Annotated in this window: 13 protein-coding genes and 4 tRNA genes; 11 read left to right on the top strand and 6 right to left on the bottom strand. The window is 56.0% G+C overall.

Going from position 1 to position 16,143, the window contains the following annotated elements:
- The 9 genes from wzxE (at position 1) to DG357_RS21890 (ending at position 6,565) form a co-directional block, all read left to right on the top strand.
- Complete coding sequence (gene wzxE, locus DG357_RS21930) at positions 1 to 1,251, top strand: lipid III flippase WzxE (protein ID WP_028014808.1); 1,251 nt, start codon at positions 1 to 3, stop codon at positions 1,249 to 1,251.
- Complete coding sequence (locus tag DG357_RS21925; protein WP_088204700.1) at positions 1,248 to 2,327, top strand: TDP-N-acetylfucosamine:lipid II N-acetylfucosaminyltransferase; 1,080 nt, start codon at positions 1,248 to 1,250, stop codon at positions 2,325 to 2,327. The genes wzxE and DG357_RS21925 overlap by 4 nt, the downstream gene beginning before the upstream one ends.
- The gene (gene wzyE, locus DG357_RS21920; RefSeq protein WP_088204701.1) at positions 2,324 to 3,676 is read left to right on the top strand and encodes an ECA oligosaccharide polymerase; all 1,353 of its coding nucleotides are present in this window, start codon (positions 2,324 to 2,326) and stop codon (positions 3,674 to 3,676) included. Before DG357_RS21925 ends, wzyE begins: the two co-directional genes overlap by 4 nt.
- A 12-nt stretch (positions 3,677 to 3,688) precedes the next feature.
- Positions 3,689 to 4,429: a lipopolysaccharide N-acetylmannosaminouronosyltransferase gene (gene wecG / locus DG357_RS21915; RefSeq protein WP_045260998.1), complete on the top strand. Its 741-nt coding sequence runs from the start codon at positions 3,689 to 3,691 to the stop codon at positions 4,427 to 4,429.
- 197 nt (positions 4,430 to 4,626) lie between these two features.
- Positions 4,627 to 6,012 (top strand): bifunctional threonine/serine APC transporter ThrP, encoded by a 1,386-nt coding sequence (thrP, locus tag DG357_RS21910; RefSeq protein WP_045260997.1) that lies wholly within the window; start codon positions 4,627 to 4,629, stop codon positions 6,010 to 6,012.
- Between the two features lie 102 nt (positions 6,013 to 6,114).
- Positions 6,115 to 6,191 (top strand) — tRNA-Arg (locus DG357_RS21905).
- A gap of 68 nt (positions 6,192 to 6,259) precedes the next feature.
- A tRNA-His gene (locus DG357_RS21900) sits at positions 6,260 to 6,335 on the top strand.
- A 21-nt stretch (positions 6,336 to 6,356) separates the two neighbouring features.
- A tRNA-Leu gene (locus tag DG357_RS21895) sits at positions 6,357 to 6,442 on the top strand.
- Positions 6,443 to 6,488: 46 nt separating this feature from the next.
- Positions 6,489 to 6,565, top strand: a tRNA-Pro gene (locus DG357_RS21890).
- Between the two features lie 506 nt (positions 6,566 to 7,071).
- On the opposite strand, the gene DG357_RS21885 is transcribed toward DG357_RS21890, so the two are convergent.
- The 5 genes from DG357_RS21885 to hemC all read right to left on the bottom strand — a co-directional run bounded on the left by DG357_RS21885 (position 7,072) and on the right by hemC (position 12,545).
- Positions 7,072 to 8,283, bottom strand: coding sequence for an MFS transporter (locus DG357_RS21885; protein ID WP_088204702.1), 1,212 nt, complete (start codon positions 8,281 to 8,283; stop codon positions 7,072 to 7,074).
- 173 nt (positions 8,284 to 8,456) lie between these two features.
- On the bottom strand, positions 8,457 to 9,656 hold the full coding sequence (gene hemY / locus DG357_RS21880) for a protoheme IX biogenesis protein HemY (RefSeq protein WP_028014802.1): 1,200 nt from the start codon (positions 9,654 to 9,656) through the stop codon (positions 8,457 to 8,459).
- Positions 9,657 to 9,658: 2 nt separating this feature from the next.
- Positions 9,659 to 10,846, bottom strand: coding sequence for a uroporphyrinogen-III C-methyltransferase (hemX, locus tag DG357_RS21875; RefSeq protein ID WP_041911826.1), 1,188 nt, complete (start codon positions 10,844 to 10,846; stop codon positions 9,659 to 9,661).
- A 20-nt stretch (positions 10,847 to 10,866) separates the two neighbouring features.
- Positions 10,867 to 11,607 (bottom strand): uroporphyrinogen-III synthase, encoded by a 741-nt coding sequence (gene hemD, locus DG357_RS21870; RefSeq protein WP_088204703.1) that lies wholly within the window; start codon positions 11,605 to 11,607, stop codon positions 10,867 to 10,869.
- Positions 11,604 to 12,545, bottom strand: coding sequence for a hydroxymethylbilane synthase (gene hemC / locus DG357_RS21865; RefSeq protein WP_032644935.1), 942 nt, complete (start codon positions 12,543 to 12,545; stop codon positions 11,604 to 11,606). Before hemC ends, hemD begins: the two co-directional genes overlap by 4 nt.
- Before the next feature lie 350 nt (positions 12,546 to 12,895).
- Here hemC and cyaA point away from each other — a divergent pair, with 350 nt between their 5' ends.
- The gene (gene cyaA / locus DG357_RS21855) at positions 12,896 to 15,439 is read left to right on the top strand and encodes a class I adenylate cyclase (RefSeq protein ID WP_048959723.1); all 2,544 of its coding nucleotides are present in this window, start codon (positions 12,896 to 12,898) and stop codon (positions 15,437 to 15,439) included.
- Between the two features lie 43 nt (positions 15,440 to 15,482).
- On the opposite strand, the gene cyaY is transcribed toward cyaA, so the two are convergent.
- Positions 15,483 to 15,803, bottom strand: a complete 321-nt coding sequence (gene cyaY, locus DG357_RS21850) for an iron donor protein CyaY (RefSeq protein ID WP_063155593.1) — start codon at positions 15,801 to 15,803, stop codon at positions 15,483 to 15,485.
- Between the two features lie 135 nt (positions 15,804 to 15,938).
- On the opposite strand from cyaY, the gene lptM reads away from it, so the two are divergent.
- Positions 15,939 to 16,142, top strand: a complete 204-nt coding sequence (gene lptM, locus DG357_RS21845; protein WP_041911830.1) for an LPS translocon maturation chaperone LptM — start codon at positions 15,939 to 15,941, stop codon at positions 16,140 to 16,142.
- Position 16,143 lies beyond the last annotated feature (1 nt).

Raw genomic sequence — 16,143 nt, 5'->3', positions numbered from 1 at the left:
ATGTCTCTGGCAAAAGCATCGGTGTGGACCGCCGCGTCCACGCTTGTAAAAATTGGTGCCGGACTGCTGGTCGTCAAGCTGCTGGCCGTCTCATTCGGCCCCTCAGGCGTCGGGCTGGCGGGCAACTTCCGCCAGCTTGTTACCGTCCTTGGGGTGCTGGCCGGTGCCGGAATCTTCAACGGCGTGACCAAATACGTTGCTCAGTATCATGATGATGCGGCCCAGCTTCGCAGGGTAGTGGGCACCGCGTCGGCAATGGTCACGGGTTTTTCGACCCTGCTGGCGATTGTGTTTCTGCTGGCCGCGGCGCCCATTAGCCAGGGATTGTTCGGGCACACCCATTATCAGGGACTGGTGCGTCTGGTCGCGCTGGTCCAGATGGGCATTGCCTGGGCTAACCTGCTACTGGCGCTGATGAAAGGTTTTCGCGATGCTGCAGGGAACGCGCTTGCGCTCATCCTGGGTAGCGTCATCGGCGTGATTGCCTATTATTTCTGCTACCGCCTGGGTGGCTATGAAGGCGCACTGCTTGGGCTGGCGCTGGTTCCGGCACTGGTTGTTGTGCCTGCGGCGCTTATGCTGATGCGGCGGGGCGTCATTCCGCTGAGCTACCTGAAACCGCAATGGGATAAAGTGCTTGCCAGCCAGTTGGGTAAGTTTACCCTGATGGCGCTCATTACTTCCGTCACGCTGCCGGTGGCCTACGTGATGATGCGAAACCTGCTGGCGGCGCATTACAGCTGGGATGAGGTGGGGATCTGGCAGGGCGTAAGCAGCATTTCCGACGCCTACCTCCAGTTTATAACGGCTTCCTTTAGCGTTTATTTGCTGCCAACATTATCGCGTCTGACGTCCAGGCAGGATATTACCCGCGAGATTTTCCGATCGCTGCGCTTCGTGTTGCCGGCGGTTGCAGCTGCCAGCTTTACCGTCTGGTTATTGCGCGATGTTGCCATCTGGCTGCTGTTCTCGGCAAAGTTCACCGCCATGCGCGATCTCTTTGCCTGGCAGCTGGTAGGGGATGTGCTGAAAGTGGGAGCTTACGTTTTCGGCTATCTGGTGATAGCAAAAGCGTCCCTGCGGCTGTATATCCTGGCGGAGGTTAGCCAGTTTGTATTACTGACGTCGTTCTCGCACTGGCTGATACCCGCGCACGGCGCGCTGGGGGCGGCTCAGGCCTACATGGCAACCTATATCGTTTATTTCGCTGCCTGCTGCGGCGTATTTTTATTGTGGCGTAAACGCGCATGACTGCACTGATTCACATTCTGGGATCGGATATCCCACACCATAACCAGACCGTTTTGCGGTTCTTCAACGACGAGCTGGCATCGGGCAATCCTGATGCGCGCGAGTTTATGGTTGCAGGTCAGGATAATGGCCTGAGCGCGGCGTTTCCGGCGCTGACAATCACCTTCTGGCCGGATAAAGCTACCCTGGCGAAGGCGGTTATTGCCAAGGCCAAAGCGGATCGTGAGCAACGTTTCTTTTTCCACGGGCAGTTCAATACCGGCCTGTGGCTGGCTCTGCTCAGCGGGGGAATTAAACCCTCCCAGTGCAGCTGGCATATCTGGGGAGCCGATCTCTACGAAGTCTCGCGCGGCTGGAAATTCCGTCTTTTCTATCCGCTGCGTCGCATGGCGCAGGGAAGGGTGGGCTGCGTTTTTGCCACCCGTGGCGATCTGAATTATTTTGCGAAGCAGCACCCTAACGTGCGCGGTGAGCTACTCTATTTCCCAACCCGTATGGATCCGGCGCTGAACACCATGGCGAATGACGCGGTTCGCGAAGGCAAGCTGACGGTGCTGGTGGGGAATTCCGGCGACCGCAGTAACGAACATGTCGCCGCGCTCCGGGCGGTACACCAGCAGTTTGGCGACACGGTGAACGTGGTGGTGCCGATGGGCTATCCCGCCGACAACGACGCCTACATTGATGAGGTTCGCCAGCAGGGGCTTGCGTTATTCAGCGAAGAAAATCTGCACATTCTCAGCGAAAAGCTGGAGTTTGATGACTATCTTGCGCTGCTGCGAAAATGCGATCTGGGCTATTTCATCTTTGCTCGCCAGCAGGGGATTGGTACGCTGTGCCTGCTGATTCAGGCGGGTGTACCGTGCGTGCTTAATCGTGAAAACCCGTTCTGGCAGGACATGGCCGAGCAGCATATTCCGGTGTTGTTCACCTCAGACGCGCTGAATGTCGAAGTGGTACGTGAAGCACAACGCCAGCTCACGCTGGTGGATAAAAATAGCATCGACTTTTTCAGCCCGAATTACCTCACGCCGTGGCACCGCGCGCTGCGTATCGCTTCAGGAGACAACGCATGAGTCAGTTGCAGTTTAGCGGCTTACTGGTTGTCTGGCTTCTGAGCACGCTATTTATCGCCACGCTCACCTGGTTTGAGTTCCGCCGGGTGCGCTTCAACTTTAACGTGTTCTTCTCGTTGCTGTTTCTGCTGACCTTCTTTTTCGGCTTCCCGCTGACCAGCATTCTGGTCTTCCGTTTTGACGTGAGCGTCGCGCCGCCGGAAATTCTTCTCCAGGCCCTGCTGGCGGCGACCTGCTTCTATGGTGTTTACTACGTCACCTATAAAACGCGTCTGCGACCAGCGCAGGCCGCTGCCCCGCGTCGGGCGCTCTTTACTATGAACCGGGTGGAGACCCATCTGACGTGGGTGATGCTCATGACCATCGCCCTGGTCAGCGTCGGCATCTTCTTCATGCATAACGGCTTCCTGCTGTTTAAGCTCCACTCCTACAGCCAGATTTTTTCGGCTGAAGTCTCAGGCGTGGCGCTTAAGCGATTCTTCTATTTCTTCATCCCGGCGATGCTGGTGATCTTCTTCCTTCGCCAGGACAGCAAGGCATGGCTGTTCTTCCTGGTCAGTACGGTTGTGTTCGGTATCTTGACCTACATGATTGTGGGCGGTACGCGTGCCAACATTATCATCGCTTTCGCTATCTTCCTGTTCATCGGCATCATCCGCGGCTGGATCTCGCTGTGGATGCTGGTTGCGGCAGGGGTATTTGGCATTGTGGGGATGTTCTGGCTGGCGCTGAAGCGCTACGGGATGAACGTGGCGGGCGACGAGGCGTTTTACACGTTCCTCTACCTGACGCGCGACACCTTCTCGCCGTGGGAAAACCTGGCATTGTTGCTGCAAAACTACGACAAGATTGATTTCCAGGGGCTGGCGCCGATTGTGCGCGATTTCTACGTCTTTATCCCGAGCTGGCTCTGGCCGGACCGCCCTGGCGTAGTACTCAATACCGCGAACTATTTTACCTGGGAAGTGCTGAACAACCATTCGGGCCTGGCGATCTCGCCAACCTTGATTGGTTCCCTGGTGGTGATGGGGGGAGGCTGGTTTATCCTGCCGGGCGCGTTTGTCGTAGGGTTGATTATTAAGTGGTTTGACTGGCTTTACGTGCGCGGTAACGAAGAGACCAACCGCTATAAAGCGGCCATTTTGCACAGTTTCTGCTTTGGAGCCATTTTCAATATGATCGTTCTGGCGCGCGAGGGGCTGGACTCGTTCGTTTCGCGCGTGGTGTTCTTCATGGTCGTTTTTGGCATCTGCCTGTTACTGGCCAAACTGTTGTACTGGCTGTTCGACAGCGCAGGGCTTGTGCACAAGCGCGAGCCACAGGGCAGCACAACGCTGTCGCAAGTCTGAGTAGGGAAAGTAATGACTGATAAAACTTCTGCACCGCGCTATGCGCTTCGTGGTTTGCAGCTGATTGGCTGGCGCGACATGCAGCACGCGCTGGATTTTCTGTTCGCCGACGGGCAGATGAAATCCGGTACGCTCGTCGCTATCAATGCGGAAAAGATGCTGGCGGTGGAAGATAACGCCGAAGTCAAAAGCCTGATAGAAGCGGCTGAATTTAAATACGCGGACGGTATCAGCGTGGTCCGCTCTATCCGTAAAAAATATCCTGACGCTAATGTATCTCGCGTGGCGGGTGCCGATCTCTGGGAGCAGCTTATGGCCCGCGCTGGTGCGGAGGGGACGCCGGTGTTCCTGATTGGCGGTAAGCCTGAGGTGCTGGCCGAGACCGAAGAGAAACTGCGTCGTCAATGGAATGTTAATATTGTTGGTAGCCAAAATGGTTACTTCAAGCCTGAAGACCAGCAGGCTTTGTTTGCCCGCGTGCGCGACAGTGGGGCAAAAATCGTCACCGTGGCGATGGGGTCCCCGCGCCAGGAGATCCTGATGCGCGACTGCCGCATGGTCAGCCCGGATGCGCTTTATATGGGCGTCGGCGGCACCTACGATGTCTTTACCGGCCACGTGAAGCGCGCTCCGAAGATTTGGCAAAATATGGGGCTGGAGTGGCTCTACCGCCTGCTCTCCCAACCCACCCGCATTAAACGACAGATTCGACTGCTTCGCTACCTCACCTGGCACTATACCGGTAAAATGTAATCAAAATGTAGCGCGATATGCTGTTCGCGCTGCAACTCACCTGCAAAACTGCCGATAATTTGTGCAATGCATTCATTTTTTTAATGCATCGTTTGCCATTTGGCCGATTTTAAGAAACCATTCGCACCGTATTTTAGTACCCCTAAAAAACAATAACCGGTATTAAGCCGGGAAACAGCAAACACAATCGAGGATCTATGGCAGAGAAAAAACCGGAGCTACAGCGTGGGCTGGAAGCTCGTCATATTGAACTGATAGCGCTGGGCGGCACTATCGGCGTGGGCCTGTTTATGGGCTCCGCAAGTACGCTCAAATGGGCAGGCCCTTCCGTATTACTGGCGTATATTATCGCCGGGCTGTTTGTTTTCTTCATCATGCGCTCAATGGGCGAAATGCTCTTCCTGGAGCCGGTAACCGGTTCCTTCGCCGTTTACGCGCATCGTTATATGAGCCCGTTCTTTGGCTACCTGACGGCCTGGTCATACTGGTTTATGTGGATGGCGGTGGGCATCTCTGAAATCACCGCGATAGGGGTCTACGTCCAGTTCTGGTTCCCGGACATGGTCCAGTGGATACCGGCACTCATTGCCGTGGGGCTGGTGGCGCTGGCAAACCTGGCCGCCGTGCGCCTTTACGGTGAAATTGAGTTCTGGTTCGCAATGATCAAAGTCACCACGATTATCGTGATGATTGTCGTCGGCCTGGGCGTGATTTTCTTCGGCTTTGGCAACGGTGGACTCGCTATCGGCTTTGGCAACCTGACCGAAAACGGCGGCTTTTTCGCTGGCGGCTGGAAGGGCTTCCTGACGGCGCTATGTATCGTTGTGGCCTCGTATCAGGGCGTGGAGCTGATCGGTATTACTGCCGGTGAAGCGAAAAACCCGCAGGTCACGCTGCGTAGCGCGGTAGGCAAAGTGCTGTGGCGTATCCTGATTTTCTATGTGGGTGCAATCTTCGTTATTGTGACCATCTTCCCGTGGAACGAAATTGGCACCACCGGCAGCCCGTTTGTTTTAACCTTCGCCAAAATTGGTATCACGGCGGCGGCAGGTATCATCAACTTTGTGGTCCTGACGGCAGCGCTTTCAGGCTGTAACAGCGGGATGTACAGCTGTGGCCGTATGCTCTACGCGCTCTCGAAAAATAACCAGCTGCCTGCGGCAATGAGTAAAGTCTCACGTGCTGGCGTGCCGGTAGCGGGCGTGGCGGTCTCGATCGTCATCCTGCTGATTGGCTCCTGCCTGAATTACATCATCCCTAATCCGCAGCGCGTGTTTGTTTATGTCTACAGCGCCAGCGTGCTGCCGGGCATGGTGCCGTGGTTTGTTATCCTCATTAGCCAGCTGCGTTTTCGCCATGCGCATAAAAAAGCGATCGCCAGCCATCCGTTCCGCTCGATCCTTTTCCCGTATGCGAACTATTTGACTATGGCGTTCCTGATTTGCGTATTAATTGGAATGTACTTTAATGAAGATACCCGCATGTCGCTGTTTGTCGGGCTGATCTTCCTGGCGGCAGTGACGGCCGCGTATAAGCTTTTTGGCCTGGGTCGCCGTGCCACCACGCAGAAAGTGGAGGAATAAGCGGCAAAATGTGCAAACCATAACCAAACGCGCATTTTTTTCAAAAAAGCACTAGACAGCGGGGACGGAGGTACGTAATATCCAGCCCCGCAACGGCGCTAAGCGCCCGTAGCTCAGCTGGATAGAGCGCTGCCCTCCGGAGGCAGAGGTCTCAGGTTCGAATCCTGTCGGGCGCGCCATTTTAGTTCCCGGCGCTAGAGCTGCGGTGGTCTGAGAAGTAGTCAGTACCGCGTGAAAGAATACAGTGGTGGCTATAGCTCAGTTGGTAGAGCCCTGGATTGTGATTCCAGTTGTCGTGGGTTCGAATCCCATTAGCCACCCCATTATTGAAAGAGTTGTGAATTGCGAAGGTGGCGGAATTGGTAGACGCGCTAGCTTCAGGTGTTAGTGTCCTTAGGATGTGGGGGTTCGAGTCCCCCCCCTCGCACCACGACTTTTTAAATGAATTGAACTAAAAATTCAAAAAAGCAGTACATCGGCGAGTAGCGCAGCTTGGTAGCGCAACTGGTTTGGGACCAGTGGGTCGGAGGTTCGAATCCTCTCTCGCCGACCAATTTTGAACCCCGCTTCGGCGGGGTTTTTTGTTTTCTGTAAGTTTTCTCCCCTGTCGTTATCTCCAGAAAGTACCCTTTATCATTGTCGCGATTCAGTGACATGCAAATCATTGAAAATAAGATAAATAATTATTTATGGGATTTACTGTCTCTTCCTGGCGACATATTTCTGCTTTTGCCGATACGCTATGAAGCTTCAGAGGCTACTTAACAGCATAATTTCCTTTTATCTTAAAATGTTGCGCCATGTAAAAGTTCTGCGTGTAAATCTGGCACGTTACGTGCAATAATATACGCGTAGATGCTCATTCCATCTCTTATGTTCGCCTTAGTGCCTCATAAACTCAGGAATGACGCAGAGCCATTTACGGTGCTTATCGTCCACTGACAGATGTCGCTTCGGCCTCATCAGACACCATGGACATAACGTTGAGTGAAGCACCAAATATGTTGTCTTACAGACCTGTTTTAACGCCTGCTTTTATAGCAGGCGTTTTTTTATGTCTTATTCCCGATACCCACGCATGATCAGGGCGACCAACAGCAGGGCGGCTGACGAGACCGTATAGAGCGCCAGCACTGAGCCAAGACCAACAGCCACTATCGCTGTAATGCCGGTGAAAAGCGAGGCGCTGAGCGTTTGCCAGCGCCAGGCTTTACCGCTGGCTGACGCGGTTTGCGTGATATGAAAACTGCTGAGTACGCCAAACGTGCCGGCTGCGAAGAGAACGTTTGAGGCCAGATGCGCGATAAAGATCATCCCCAGCGCACATGCCATCCACCCGGAAAACAACGGCAGCATTCCATAAGCGGCAAGAAAAATACCGAGACAAACGATGATTCGCGGCGTGTGGACGGCAAAGCGCGTCAGGCTCTCTTTTTTTAGCAGCATGGGGCCGCAAAGTTGCCCCATGCTCCTTGCGAAAAGCAGAGGCAGAGCAAGGCCCGCCGCATCCTGAGGATGGAGCTGCTGCGCCAGGGCCGGAAGTAGCGCCATAGCCGGTGAGCCGACGGCCGCCAGCGCTGGCAAAATGAGCAGGCTGCGCTTTTGCCGAACGGTCAACGTCCGCCAGCGCAGTGGCGCGGGGGCTGCCTCTTCACCGGGGAGAGGTAGCAATGGCGCAGAAAACCGCCGCCCAGCCAGCCACAGTAGCATCAGCGACCCGAGAAAACTGGCGGCATCAATAGCCAGCAAGGTAAACACGGAGGTCTGCTTGAATAGCACCACGCCGAGTCCAGTACCTAATAACACCTGAGAAGCAAAAATCACATTTTCCAGACAGGTCGCAGCAGGCAGCTCTGTTTCGCTAAGTCCGCGTTTAAAGAGCAATGTCAGCGCGGGCCAGCTCATCCCGCTGAGCAGCGCTTCGGTGGATTGCACGGCGAGTAGCGAGGCAATGCTGTGATAACCCGCACCGAGCAGGGGGAAGAGCAGGGCGAGCAATCCCAGCCCCTCGGTCAGTATCAGCAGGAATACTGGAGAATAGCGCGAGCACAGCTTTTCGCCGATCGCGCTGCCGATGAATCCCGGAACCGTTGCGAAAAGAAAAGCGAGGGTGAGCAGGGCGGGCGGAGCCGACCACGCTAACAGTAAACCAAAGACCACGACCTGGGTTAAACCATTTCCCAGCGAAGAAAAGATAAAAGCACAGGCAAGCAGGCGCAGCCAGCGGTGGCAGCGCAGCGCTTCAATAAGCGCATACAAAAGCGAGTTCATGAAGATTTCCTTTCAAAAACGATTTAATCCACGCTGCAGAAAGTGCGCGTGTGTGAAAAAAAGTTAATGAAAAGACATCGTTACATTGGCGGGTTCGTTTGCAGATGTGGGTGTAAAGAATGTAGCAGGAGAAAGGCGATAAAAAAAGGAGGCCGTCTGGCCTCCTTTTTTATTTATTGCGGGTTACCGTTATTTTGCAGCGTCAGCAATAGCCCATCGCGCCGCATGGCGGCCGCCTCTTCTGGCTTATGCTGTTTGTCCAGCGTATCGGCAAGCCACGCGTAGTCAAACGCGTCCGGACGCTGTTTCAGTGCCGCACGGAAGGCCAGGCTCGCCTCTTGCCATTCGCCGTGCTTCATCAGCGACTGGCCCAGGGTACTCCACAGCAGCGGACGGTCACCGACGGTTTTGATCTGCTGGCGCAGCACTTTTTCGACCTGCTCAGGGTTATTGGTTTTCAGGCGCGGGATCACCATGACCAGGCGATCGTCGTACTGGCGCTTCAGGCCGTCGAGAAGGATCTCCTGGGCGGTGTCATGATCGTCACATTCAATAAGATGTTCCGCCATGGCCACCTGCAGGGGGACCTGCTGGCGCGTTTTCCGGCTCTGATTCTTCCACCAGGTTTTCAGGCCTTCGCTGCCCAGGTCGGCGCGCGCCTGATCCATCAGGCCAATCCATGCCAGACGCTGAAGTTCATCACGATGTTCATCATCACCCACCTCGGCCTTCGCCATCGACGGAATGATGTCCAGCAACGAGCCCCACGCTCCGGTACGAATATAGGCCTGCTCCGCAAGGCGCAGGACTTCCGGATGACGCGGTGCGATTTCCAGCAGACGGTCAATGCCGTGGCGCGCCGCGTGGTTCTCATTGCGCGCGAGCTGCAGGCGGACGCGGGTAATTTCCACTGGGATCGGGTCGCCAGACGCCAGTTCTGACGCGCGTTCCAGATGCTGGTTAGCGCGGGCTTCATCACCGCGCTGCTGCGCCGCTTCGGCGGCCAGAAGATAGTTCACCACCGGCTGTTCCGCGTGATCGGCGTTTTTCGACATCAGCTTTTCAACCTGCTGGTAATCGCCTTCGGCCAGCTTTAGCAGTGCCTGTTCCGTTTGCTTACGGGCGCGGCGACGCTTACGGCCAACGAACCAGCCGCGGGTATGGGCACCGGTGCGGAAAATACGGCGCAGGATCCATTCAACGGCAAGCAGGACCACGACGCCGAGGATCAGAACGATCGCCAGACCCGTTACGCTGGTTTCAATGTTGTAGTTATCGGTCTGGATCAGGACGTATCCCTGATGACCTGCAAGCATCGGGCCCAGGACGATCCCGGCGATCAGCAGGATGAAGAGTAAAAGGACTTTTAGCATCATTACTCTCCCTGTGGCGCGCTTTCAGGCGCTGGTGCCGCCGCTGTGCCGGTCTGCCCGGCCGGAACGCCCGGCTGCGCCAGCAGGTTACGCACGCGCGTCTGCATCAGCTTCTCCAGAATCGGCTGGCTGGCCAGTTTATCCGGCACGTTCATGGTGATGTTCTGCTGGCTCAGCTTGTCGATATCTTCGAGGAAGGCGGTGGTCGTTGCATCATCGGTGTTGTAGTAGGCGCGTACCCACGTCGAGACGTTATCCAGCGCCTGTTTGTACGTTTCTTCCTGATGGCGCGGCACGGCCTGCGCCGCGACCAGCAGGCGGGAACGGATGTTTTCGCGCAGATAGATATCCTGATTCGGCGCTAACAGCGGTACGGCGGTTTCATCGCGACGGCGGATGGTGATGAAGCTGTCCATAAAGTTCTGCCAGCTTTTCTGCAGGTTTATGCGCCATTCGCTCAGGGAGCTGGACAGCTCGGTACCGTCAGAGTCCATCGGGGAGTCGTCGTCATTGTTATCCGCCAGCTGCAGGTTATCTATTTGATTCGAAAGCTGGTTCACCTTGAGGATAATGCCGTCGTAATCCACCTGTGAAACGGCGGAGAGGCTGGCGATATCTTCGGTAATCGCACGGCGCGCGGTAATGAGGCTCGGATCGTTCATGTCGGCCAGGCTCGCATCGGCGCTTTTCAGCAGCGCGGCGGCGGTGGTCACGTCCTGATCGCTCCACAGCTTACGCCCGGCGAGTTTGACGAGGAAATCGGCCTGCGAGAGTAGCCAGGTTTTGGCATCGGTGCCGGAGATCGTGGCGACTTTCTGCTGTACTTCGCCCAGCTGTTTGGTCAGCTCTTCCTGTTTGCTGTTCGCCTCGGCAAGCGCGGCGGCCTGCTGCTTAATCACCGCTTCCAGCTCGGTTTTCTGCGTTTCCTGCGCTTTTTGCAGGGAGGTAAGCTGATTGACCAGCGTATCGCTGGTGGCCGTCTGGTTAGCACTCTGTTGCTTTACCAGACCATACAGGCCGACGCCTGCTGCCAGCGCAATGGCGATGGCAATCGCGCTCAGCGCGAGGCTGGTTTTATTGCTGCCGTTTTTCTTCTCAGCGGTTTTCTCAGTCGTCTCTGGCTGTGGCGTTGTCTCCACAGTCTCCCTGGTCTCTTCAACCACGGCGGAGGATTTTTCGTGTTCCGTCATTATGGCTTCCCATTTGAGAGTTATTGTAATGCGCGCAGCAGCGCATCGTTGTCGGCGTTATCAGCGATCCGAATATCCTGCCAGCCCAGTTCCCGGGCGAGGTTCGCCAGACGCTCACTGACGACCAGAAGCCGACAGCGGAGTAACCAGTTTTCGCGATACCAACTCGGTATTAGCGACCAAAGCTGTTGTAACATTTCACCGCTGGTGACCACCAGCGTATTAATACCGCGCGCGTGCCAGCGCATCGCCTCTTCAGCACCGTCGTAGTGTTTCGCACAGCGCTGGTAGCACTCAACAAACGTGACGTCAGCCCCGCGTTTCCGCAGCGTTTCACCCAGCAGTTCGCGGCCACCGTTGCCGCGCAAAATGAGCGCGCGCTTTCCGGCAATAGTTTGTAATTCAGGTAATTGTAGCAAGACTTCGCTGATTTCCCGATCCAACGGGTAGCGAACGTCTGTTCCACTCACGGTATGTAAGGCCAGCGCGGTGGTTCTGCCGATAGCGAAATAGCGCGGAGCGGTCGGCCAGCGTGTCCCCGCCTGTTGCAGCTGCGCATGGGCAAATTCCACGGCATGCTGCGATAGCGCAAACAGCAGGTCGCCTTCCTGCAGGGTATTCATCTGGTCGGCGAGCGCAGAGAGCTCCCGACCGGGGGAGAATTCAATGAGCGGAAAACTCCAGGCCACCTGCCCCAGTGCGCGCAGACGGCTCACTAACTGCTCTCCTGCGGGAGAAGGGCGGGTGACAAGAATACTCATGCAGGGGGTTCTCCGTTATAGACCTCGGCCAGAATTTCACGTGCGCCGTTATTCAGCAGCTCTTCCGCCAGCGACACGCCAAGCGCTTCGGCATCCTGCGGCTTGCCGCGACGTTCGCCGCGCACCATCTGTGAACCGTCCGGTGCGCCCACCAGCGCGCGCAGCCACAGTTCACCGTCTGTTAATTCAGCATAGCTGCCAATCGGCACCTGACACCCGCCTTCGAGGCGAGTATTCATCGCCCGCTCGGCTTTTACGCGGGTTGCGGTCTCGTCATGGTTCAGCGGAGCGAGCAGCTCGCGGGTGCGCGCATCGTCCAGACGGCACTCAATGCCGACGGCGCCCTGGCCGACGGCCGGCAGCGACAGCTCTGGCGGCAACGCCACGCGAATACGTTCCTCCAGCCCCAGGCGCTTCAGGCCTGCAACCGCAAGAATAATGGCATCGTAATCGCCGTTATCCAGCTTGCCCAGACGCGTGCCAACGTTACCGCGCAGCGAGCGGATGATAAGGTCAGGACGACGCTCCGCCAGCTGACACTGACGGCGTAAACTGGACGTGCCAACCACGCTACCCGCCGGCAGCGCGTCGAGCGAGTCATAGTGGTTCGAGACAAACGCGTCACGAGGATCTTCGCGCTCGCAGATGGTCACCAGCCCCAGCCCTTCCGGGAACTCGACGGGCACGTCTTTCATCGAATGTACGGCGATATCGGCGCGGTTCTCAAGCAATGCCAGTTCCAGCTCTTTGACAAACAGGCCCTTGCCGCCCACTTTCGCCAGCGGCGTATCCAGAATCACATCACCGCGCGTGACCATCGGCACCAGCTCGACGCGCAATCCACTGTGGCAGGCTTCAAGGCGCTGCTTAACATAATGTGCCTGCCAGAGCGCGAGAGGGCTTTGGCGTGTGGCAATTCTCAAAACATTGTCTAACATGCTTGTTACCGTCATTATCAATCGCTAACCATCCTAACATTGTTGACTCTGGGATGGCAGTTTTACGGTTGATGAAGCGTGAGAGGGACAAGGCGGCGTATTCGTCAGCCATAGCCGTATTCAGGAATTTACACGTACAGAACGGTGCTACACTTGTATGTAGCGCATCTTTCTTTACGGTCAACCGGCAAGGTGTTAAATTGATCACGTTTTAGACCATTTTTTCGTCGGTACCACCATAATGACAAGGGCGAAAAAAGGGTAACGGTTATCTTTTTGAAATACTGCGGGCTCGCTGTTATTCGTGTTTTGAATAGCTTACGACACCCGGAAACATCAGGCGATACGTCTTGTACCTCTATATTGAGACTCTGAAACAGAGACTGGATGCCATAAATCAACTGCGTGTGGATCGCGCGCTTGCTGCCATGGGCCCTGCTTTCCAGCAGGTATACAGTCTGCTGCCGACATTATTGCACTATCACCACCCGCTAATGCCTGGCTACCTTGATGGTAACGTTCCCCAGGGCATTTGCCTCTTCACGCCTGATGAAACCCAACAGCATTATCTGAACGAGCTGGAACTCTACCGCGGCATGCCGCCTCAGGTTTCTCCGAAAGGTGAACTGCCGATTACCGGCGTTTACTCGATGGGGAGCACCTCATCGGTAGGGCAGAGCTGTTCTTCGGACCTGGATATCTGGGTCTGCCATCAATCCTGGCTCGATAACGAAGAGCGCCAGCTGCTGCAGCGTAAATGCAGCCTGCTGGAAAGCTGGGCGGCCTCGCTTGGCGTGGAAGTGAGCTTCTTCCTGATTGATGAAAACCGTTTCCGCCATAATGAAAGCGGCAGTCTGGGTGGTGAAGACTGCGGCTCGACTCAGCACATCCTGTTGCTGGATGAATTTTACCGTACTGCCGTTCGTCTGGCCGGGAAGCGTATTCTGTGGAATATGGTCCCGTGCGAAGAAGAAGAGCATTACGACGACTACGTCATGTCGCTTTACGCGCAGGGCGTACTGACGCCAAACGAATGGCTGGATCTGGGCGGCCTCAGCTCCCTGTCCGCCGAAGAGTACTTTGGCGCAAGCCTCTGGCAGCTCTACAAGAGCATTGATTCACCGTACAAAGCGGTGCTGAAAACCCTGCTGCTGGAAGCCTACTCGTGGGAATACCCTACGCCGCGCCTGCTGGCGAAAGATATCAAGCAGCGCCTGCACGATGGCGAGATTGTCTCCTACGGGCTCGACGCCTACTGCATGATGCTGGAGCGCGTTACCGAATACCTGAAAGCCATTGATGACGCCACGCGTCTTGACCTGGTGCGTCGATGTTTCTATCTCAAGGTCTGTGAAAAGCTGAGCCGTGAGCGCGCCTGCGTGGGCTGGCGTCGTGAAGTGGTCAGTCAGCTTGTGAAAGAGTGGGGATGGGACGAAGCGCGTCTGTCCATGCTTGATAACCGCGCCAACTGGAAGATCGATCAGGTGCGTGAAGCGCACAACGAACTGCTCGACGCGATGATGCAAAGCTACCGTAACCTGATCCGCTTTGCGCGCCGCAATAACCTTAGCGTCTCCGCCAGCCCGCAGGATATCGGGGTGTTAACCCGTAAGCTGTACGCCGCGTTTGAAGCGCTGCCGGGCAAAGTGACCCTGGTTAACCCGCAGATTTCGCCTGACCTGTCTGAACCAAACCTGACCTTTATCTATGTGCCGCCGGGCCGCGCAAACCGCACCGGGTGGTATCTGTACAACCGTGCGCCAAGCATGGATTCGATTATCAGCCATCAGCCGCTGGAATATAACCGCTATCTGAACAAGCTGGTGGCGTGGGCCTGGTTTAACGGCCTGCTGACCTCGCGCACGCGCCTGTTTATCAAAGGCAACGAGGTGGTCGATCTCGCTAAGCTGCAGGAAATGGTGGCGGATGTCTCGCACCACTTCCCGCTGCGTCTGCCTGCCCCAACGCCAAAAGCGCTCTACAGCCCGTGCGAGATCCGCCACCTGGCGATCATCGTTAACCTGGAATACGACCCGACGGCGGCCTTCCGCAATCAGGTGGTCCATTTTGACTTCCGCAAGCTGGACGTCTTCAGCTTTGGCGAGCAGCAAAACTGCCTGGTGGGCAGCGTAGACCTGCTTTACCGCAACTCGTGGAACGAAGTGCGTACCCTGCACTTCAACGGCGAGCAGGCGATGATTGAAGCGCTGAAAACCATTCTCGGCAAGATGCACCAGGACGCCGCGCCGCCGGACAGCGTCGAAGTGTTCTGCTACAGCCAGCATCTGCGTGGGTTGATTCGTACCCGCGTGCAGCAGCTGGTCTCTGAATGCATCGAACTGCGCCTCTCCAGCACCCGTCAGGAAACCGGGCGCTTTAAAGCGCTGCGCGTCTCCGGGCAGACGTGGGGCCTGTTCTTCGAGCGTCTGAACGTGTCGGTGCAGAAGCTGGAAAACGCTATCGAGTTCTACGGCGCGATTTCACACAACAAGCTGCACGGCCTGTCGGTTCAAGTGGAAACCAACCACGTCAAGCTGCCGCAGGTGGTGGATGGCTTTGCCAGTGAAGGGATTATTCAGTTCTTCTTTGAAGAGTCGGGCGACGATGCCGGGTTCAACATCTACATTCTGGATGAGACCAACCGCGCCGAGGTGTATCACCACTGTGAAGGCAGCAAAGAGGAGCTGGTGCGCGACGTCAGCCGCTTCTACTCTTCCTCGCATGACCGTTTCACCTACGGTTCCAGCTTTATCAACTTCAATCTGCCGCAGTTCTACCAGATTGTGAACGTGGATGGCCGAGCGCAGGTGATCCCGTTCCGTACGCAGGCGATTACCCCTGCGGCGCCTGCGAATCAGGATACCGCACCGCTGTTGCAGCAGTATTTTTCCTGAGGCTTTTCGCCCGGTAAGGCGTAGCCGCCACCGGGCAACAAAACTACCTGAAACGCACGTCCTCGCCCGCCTGAGCGGTCGCCGCCTGTTCCAGCAGATCCCAGAACGTTTCGCCGCTGCGATCGCAAACCCACTCGTCACCCTTCAAATCAAAGTGATAGCCGCCCTGTTTGGCCGCCAGCCACACCTGGTGAAGCGGCTCCTGACGGTTAATAATAATTTTGCTGCCGTTTTCGAAGCTCAGGGTCAGAATGCCGCCGTTGATTTCACAATCGATATCGCTGTCGCCGTCCCAGTCGTCGATACGTTCTTCGATGGTCATCCACAGGGTGTCGGCAAGGCGATGGAATTCACTGTCGTTCATGGTTTTGTTCCTGTTTTTCGTGATGGCGGCAGTATAACGCTAAATAATTCCCGTTGCAGGAAAGCGGCAAACTCTTGCTTTTGTGTCTTCTCCTGCGATGATAGAAACAGATTTGAACTTACGGGCAACTTTATAATGAAAAACGCTTTCCGAACGCTTGCCGTTCTCATCACGCTGTTTAGCCTGACCGGCTGCGGACTGAAGGGACCACTCTACTTCCCGCCTGCGGATAAAACCGCGCCGCCGCCGACAAAACCGGTTAACAGCGGCATCGAGTCTTCCACGCCAAAGACTAACGATCGTGGCGATAACGGCGGTCCGACTCAGGTTAACCTCTGAC

The sequence above is a fragment of the Enterobacter bugandensis genome, assembly GCF_900324475.1.
GTDB lineage: Bacteria > Pseudomonadota > Gammaproteobacteria > Enterobacterales > Enterobacteriaceae > Enterobacter > Enterobacter bugandensis.
Note: the sequence above shows the minus strand (reverse complement) of the source record. Positions and strands in the feature narration are given on the sequence as shown.

Bases quoted from the DNA above. Each gene is read 5' to 3' on its own strand.
- hemX (WP_041911826.1), bottom strand. From the start codon at position 10,846: ATGACGGAACACGAAAAATCCTCCGCCGTGGTTGAAGAGACCAGGGAG.
- wzyE (WP_088204701.1), top strand. From the start codon at position 2,324: ATGAGTCAGTTGCAGTTTAGCGGCTTACTGGTTGTCTGGCTTCTGAGC.
- wzxE (WP_028014808.1), top strand. From the start codon at position 1: ATGTCTCTGGCAAAAGCATCGGTGTGGACCGCCGCGTCCACGCTTGTA.
- DG357_RS21925 (WP_088204700.1), top strand. From the start codon at position 1,248: ATGACTGCACTGATTCACATTCTGGGATCGGATATCCCACACCATAAC.
- lptM (WP_041911830.1), top strand. From the start codon at position 15,939: ATGAAAAACGCTTTCCGAACGCTTGCCGTTCTCATCACGCTGTTTAGC.
- thrP (WP_045260997.1), top strand. From the start codon at position 4,627: ATGGCAGAGAAAAAACCGGAGCTACAGCGTGGGCTGGAAGCTCGTCAT.
- hemD (WP_088204703.1), bottom strand. From the start codon at position 11,607: ATGAGTATTCTTGTCACCCGCCCTTCTCCCGCAGGAGAGCAGTTAGTG.
- hemC (WP_032644935.1), bottom strand. From the start codon at position 12,545: ATGTTAGACAATGTTTTGAGAATTGCCACACGCCAAAGCCCTCTCGCG.
- cyaY (WP_063155593.1), bottom strand. From the start codon at position 15,803: ATGAACGACAGTGAATTCCATCGCCTTGCCGACACCCTGTGGATGACC.
- wecG (WP_045260998.1), top strand. From the start codon at position 3,689: ATGACTGATAAAACTTCTGCACCGCGCTATGCGCTTCGTGGTTTGCAG.
- hemY (WP_028014802.1), bottom strand. From the start codon at position 9,656: ATGCTAAAAGTCCTTTTACTCTTCATCCTGCTGATCGCCGGGATCGTC.
- DG357_RS21885 (WP_088204702.1), bottom strand. From the start codon at position 8,283: ATGAACTCGCTTTTGTATGCGCTTATTGAAGCGCTGCGCTGCCACCGC.